General features: G+C 73.3%; 5 protein-coding genes. 3 read left to right on the forward strand and 2 right to left on the reverse strand.

Annotated elements, in window-relative coordinates:
* The 3 genes from DZF91_RS27410 to pcrA all read left to right on the forward strand — a co-directional run.
* Positions 1–254 (forward strand): DAK2 domain-containing protein (locus tag DZF91_RS27410; RefSeq protein ID WP_117360034.1); only part of this gene is annotated, 254 nt, incomplete at its 5' end.
* Positions 255–635, forward strand: coding sequence for a dihydroxyacetone kinase phosphoryl donor subunit DhaM (gene dhaM, locus DZF91_RS27415; RefSeq protein ID WP_117360035.1), 381 nt, complete (start codon positions 255–257; stop codon positions 633–635).
* 91 nt (positions 636–726) lie between these two features.
* Positions 727–3,012 carry a DNA helicase PcrA gene (gene pcrA, locus DZF91_RS27420; protein WP_199486932.1) on the forward strand — a complete coding sequence of 762 codons (2,286 nt, stop codon included), beginning with the start codon at positions 727–729 and terminating at the stop codon, positions 3,010–3,012.
* Between the two features lie 107 nt (positions 3,013–3,119).
* Here the strand turns inward: pcrA and DZF91_RS27425 are convergent, their stop codons facing one another.
* Complete coding sequence (locus DZF91_RS27425; protein ID WP_117360036.1) at positions 3,120–3,725, reverse strand: pentapeptide repeat-containing protein; 606 nt, start codon at positions 3,723–3,725, stop codon at positions 3,120–3,122.
* Positions 3,726–3,734: 9 nt separating this feature from the next.
* The coding region (locus tag DZF91_RS27430) for a nuclear transport factor 2 family protein (protein ID WP_199486933.1) at positions 3,735–4,146 on the reverse strand (412 nt) is incomplete at its 5' end.

The following is a 4,146-nucleotide window of genomic DNA, read 5'->3' on the forward strand; positions in this document are numbered from 1 at the left end:
CCGGGGCCGCGCGGGCCGCGGCGGAGGCGGCCGAACGCGGCGCCGAGTCCACCGTCCCGCTCGTCGCGCGCAAGGGCCGGGCCAGCTACCTGGGCGAGCGCAGCGCCGGGCACCTGGACCCCGGGGCGGCCTCGTCCGTGCTGCTGTTCCGCGCGCTCGCCGACGCCACCGCCGCCGACGCCACCCTTGACGCCACCGCTGACGGAGGCGCCGACGGAGCCGTCCCGGAGGCCGACGCGGGCGGGGAGGGCTGAATGGTCGGGATCGTGATCGTGTCGCACAGCCGCGCCCTCGCCGAGGGGACGGCCGAGCTCGCCCGCGAGATGGGCGTCGGCGAGGCCGTGGTGGAGGCCGCCGGGGGAGGCCCGGACGGCGGCCTCGGCACCAGCCCCGAGCTGGTCGGACGCGCCGTCGCCGCGGCCGACGACGGCGACGGGGTGCTGCTGCTGGCCGACCTCGGCTCGTCCGTCCTCACCGCGAAACTCGTCCTGGAGGACCACGAGGGGCGGGCCGTGCTGGCGGACGCGCCGCTGGTCGAGGGCGCGGTCGCCGCCGCCTCCGCCGCCGCGTCCGGGGCGGATCTGGACGCCGTCCGCGCCGCCGCGGAATCGGCCCACGAGCTGCGCAAACGCTGATCCGGACGGTCCGGCGCGGCGGGTGGGCCCCGGGCGGCCCGCCGCCGCGTCCGGACGCGGTTGTCGGTGGCGGACCGTAGACTCGGCGGTGATGTCCGAGACCGAAGCCCATCCCCTGCTGGACGGCCTGAACCCGCAGCAGCGGGCCGCCGTCGAGCACGCCGGAAGCCCGCTGCTGATCGTCGCCGGAGCGGGGTCCGGCAAGACCCGCGTGCTCACCCACCGGATCGCGTACCTGCTGTCCGAGCGCGACGTCCACCCCGGCCAGATCCTCGCGATCACCTTCACCAACAAGGCCGCGGCCGAGATGAAGGAGCGGGTGGACGCCCTGGTCGGCCCCCGCTCGCGCGCCATGTGGGTGATGACCTTCCACTCGGCGTGCGTGCGCATCCTGCGCCGCGAGGCCGGGCGGCTGGGCTTCCCGTCGAGCTTCTCGATCTACGACCAGGCCGACGCGCAGCGGCTCATGGCGCTGGTCTGCCGCGAGCTCGACCTCGACCCCAAGCGGTACCCGCCGCGGTCGTTCAGCGCCCAGGTGTCGAACCTGAAGAACGAGCTGATCGACTACGAGACGTTCAAGGCGCGGGCCTCCACGCACATGGAGCAGACCCTCGCGCAGGCGTACGAGATGTACCAGGCCCGGCTGCAGCAGGCCGGCGCCATGGACTTCGACGACCTGATCATGCTGACGGTCAACCTGCTCCAGGTCTTCCCGGAGGCCGCCGAGCACTACCGCCGCCGGTTCCGGCACGTCATGGTCGACGAGTACCAGGACACCAACCACGCCCAGTACGAGCTGGTCCGCGAGCTGACCGCGCCGGTCGAGGGCGTCGGCCCCGCCGAGCTGTGCGTGGTCGGCGACGCCGACCAGTCGATCTACGCCTTCCGCGGCGCGACGATCCGCAACATCCTGGAGTTCGAGCGCGACTACCCCGACGCGCGGACGATCCTGCTGGAGCAGAACTACCGCTCCACCCAGACCATCCTGTCGGCGGCGAACGCGGTGATCGAGCGGAACGCCGACCGCAAGCCCAAGCGGCTCTGGTCCGACCAGGGCGAGGGCCACAAGATCACCGGCTATGTCGCCGACAACGAGCACGACGAGGCCGCGTTCGTCGCGGCCGAGGTCGACAAGCTCACCGACGCGGGCGACGCCAAGCCCGGCGACGTCGCGGTCTTCTACCGCACCAACGCCCAGTCCCGCGTCTTCGAAGAGATCTTCATCCGGGTCGGGCTGCCCTACAAGGTCGTCGGCGGGGTGCGCTTCTACGAGCGCAAGGAGGTCCGCGACCTGCTGGCCTACCTGCGGGTCCTCGCCAACCCGGAGGACACGGTCTCGCTGCGCCGCATCCTGAACGTGCCCAAGCGCGGCATCGGCGACCGCGCCGAGGCGTGCGTCGAGGCGTACGCCTCGCGCGAGCGCATCTCGTTCTGGCAGGCCCTGCGCGTCCCCGAGGACGTCCCCGGCATGGCGACCCGCTCGATCAAGGCCGTCCGCGAGTTCGTCGCCCTGCTGGACGACCTGCGCGCGCAGGTGCCCGTCCGCACTCCTGCCGAAATAGTCGACGCCGTCCTGACCCGGACCGGCTACCTTGAGGAACTGGCGAACTCCAAGGATCCACAAGACGAGTCGCGGATCGAGAACCTGCGTGAGCTGGAATCCGTGGCTCGGGAGTTCGAGGGTCGCAATGAGGAGCGCAACGAGGAGCGACTGGACGGCGAGGCCCCCGAGGGGCGCCTCGCCGACTTCCTGGAGCAGGTGGCGCTGGTCGCCGACGCCGACTCGATCCCGGGCGGCGCCAAGTCCGGCGCCGTCCCCCCGGGGGAGCGCGCCGAGCAGGACGACCAGGGCGTGGTCACGCTGATGACGCTGCACACCGCCAAGGGCCTGGAGTTCCCGGTCGTCTTCCTGACCGGCATGGAGGACGGCGTCTTCCCGCACCTGCGGGCGATGAGCAACCCCAAGGAGCTGGAGGAGGAGCGCCGCCTCGCCTACGTGGGCATCACCCGCGCCCGGCAGCGGCTCTACCTGTCCCGCGCGACCATGCGCAGCTCGTGGGGCGCGCCGCAGGTGAACCCGCCGTCCCGGTTCCTCGCCGAGGTCCCGGCGAACCTGCTCGACTGGGAGCGGGAGGCGTCCAGCGCGTTCGGCTCGGCCGCGACGCGCGTCGCCGCCCGTCCGGGCACCCGCGCCGCCGGGGCCCGGCCCGTCCCGTCCCTGGCGCCGGGCGACAAGGTCACCCACGACTCCTTCGGGCTCGGCACGGTCGTCTCGGTGGACGGCGCGGGCGACAAGGCCGCGGCGTCCGTCGACTTCGGCGGCGAGTACGGGCTCAAGCGGCTCGTCCTGCGCTACGCCCCCGTCGAGAAGCTGTAGTCCCAGCGGGGGCGCGCGGGGCGCCCGGCGCGAGCGGCGCCCCGACCTCGGCCCGGTGCTGCTCGCCCAGACCGCCGCCGGGACTGTGGTGCTGGGGCTCTACCTGCTCAAGGGCGGACGTCCAGTCCGAGCGCTCCTGCCACGACCACGGCTTGGGCGAGGTCGATGACCGCGCCCTTGAGGTCAGCGGTCAGCAGGTGCTCGGGCGGCAGGGTGCTGCCGCGCAGGTCCGCCTGACGGAGGTTCGCGCCGCGCAGCCACGCGCCGGACAGGTCCACCTTGTGGAAGGTGGCCTTCTCGCAGGTGGCGCCGCTCAGGTCGGCCTCGCGCATGCGGGTCTCGGCGAACGTCGCGCGGGAGAGCCTCGCGCCCGCGAGGGCGGTGAACGACCAGTCGCCGCCGCGCACCTTGAGCAGCTCGAACGAGCAGCCGTCGAAGGACCCGCCGACCAGCTTGCAGCCGGTGAACGTCGCGTCGAAGAACGAGCAGCGGACGAACGCGCAGTTCAGGAACGCGGCCTCGGTGTGCTCGGACACGTTGAACCGGCAGCCCCGGAACACGCATCCGGTGAACGTCCCGCCCGTGTCGCGCGCCTCGGTGAAGTCCACGTCCGAGAACAGGACGCGTTCGAACGACTCGCCGTCGATGTCCCGGCCGTCCCAGTCGGCGGTGGAGATCGTGGTCTCGGTGGAGGGCACGCCGCGTCCGGTCATGCCCTCACGTTAGTCACGCGGCGGCTTCTCCAACTCGATCGACGCGAGCACATCGGGGTCGGCGACGAAGTCGATCGCGACCACGCGGCCGTCCCGGACGGTGAAGTCGAACACCACCTGCGGGACGCCCCGGTGCTGCCACATCGCGCCCGGCACGCCGTCCACGTCCACCGGCAGGACGGCCTTGGCGCGGCCCGACCAGAACGCGGCGAGGTCCTGCCGCCCCTCGATGCGGGCGGGCGCGCCCATGTTCGCCGCTGCCCGGTCGGAGCGCAGCACGGCGTCCGGGTCCAGCAGGGAGAGCAGCGCCTCGAAGTCGCCCTCGCGGGAGGCGGCGAGGAACGCCGTGACGACCTCGCGCTCGCGCGCCGCGGCGGCGTCCGCGCGGGCGCCCCGGACGCGCCGCCGGGCCCGGCTCGCG

This window comes from Actinomadura logoneensis (genome assembly GCF_003428695.1).
GTDB classification, from domain to species: Bacteria; Actinomycetota; Actinomycetes; order Streptosporangiales; family Streptosporangiaceae; genus Spirillospora; species Spirillospora logoneensis.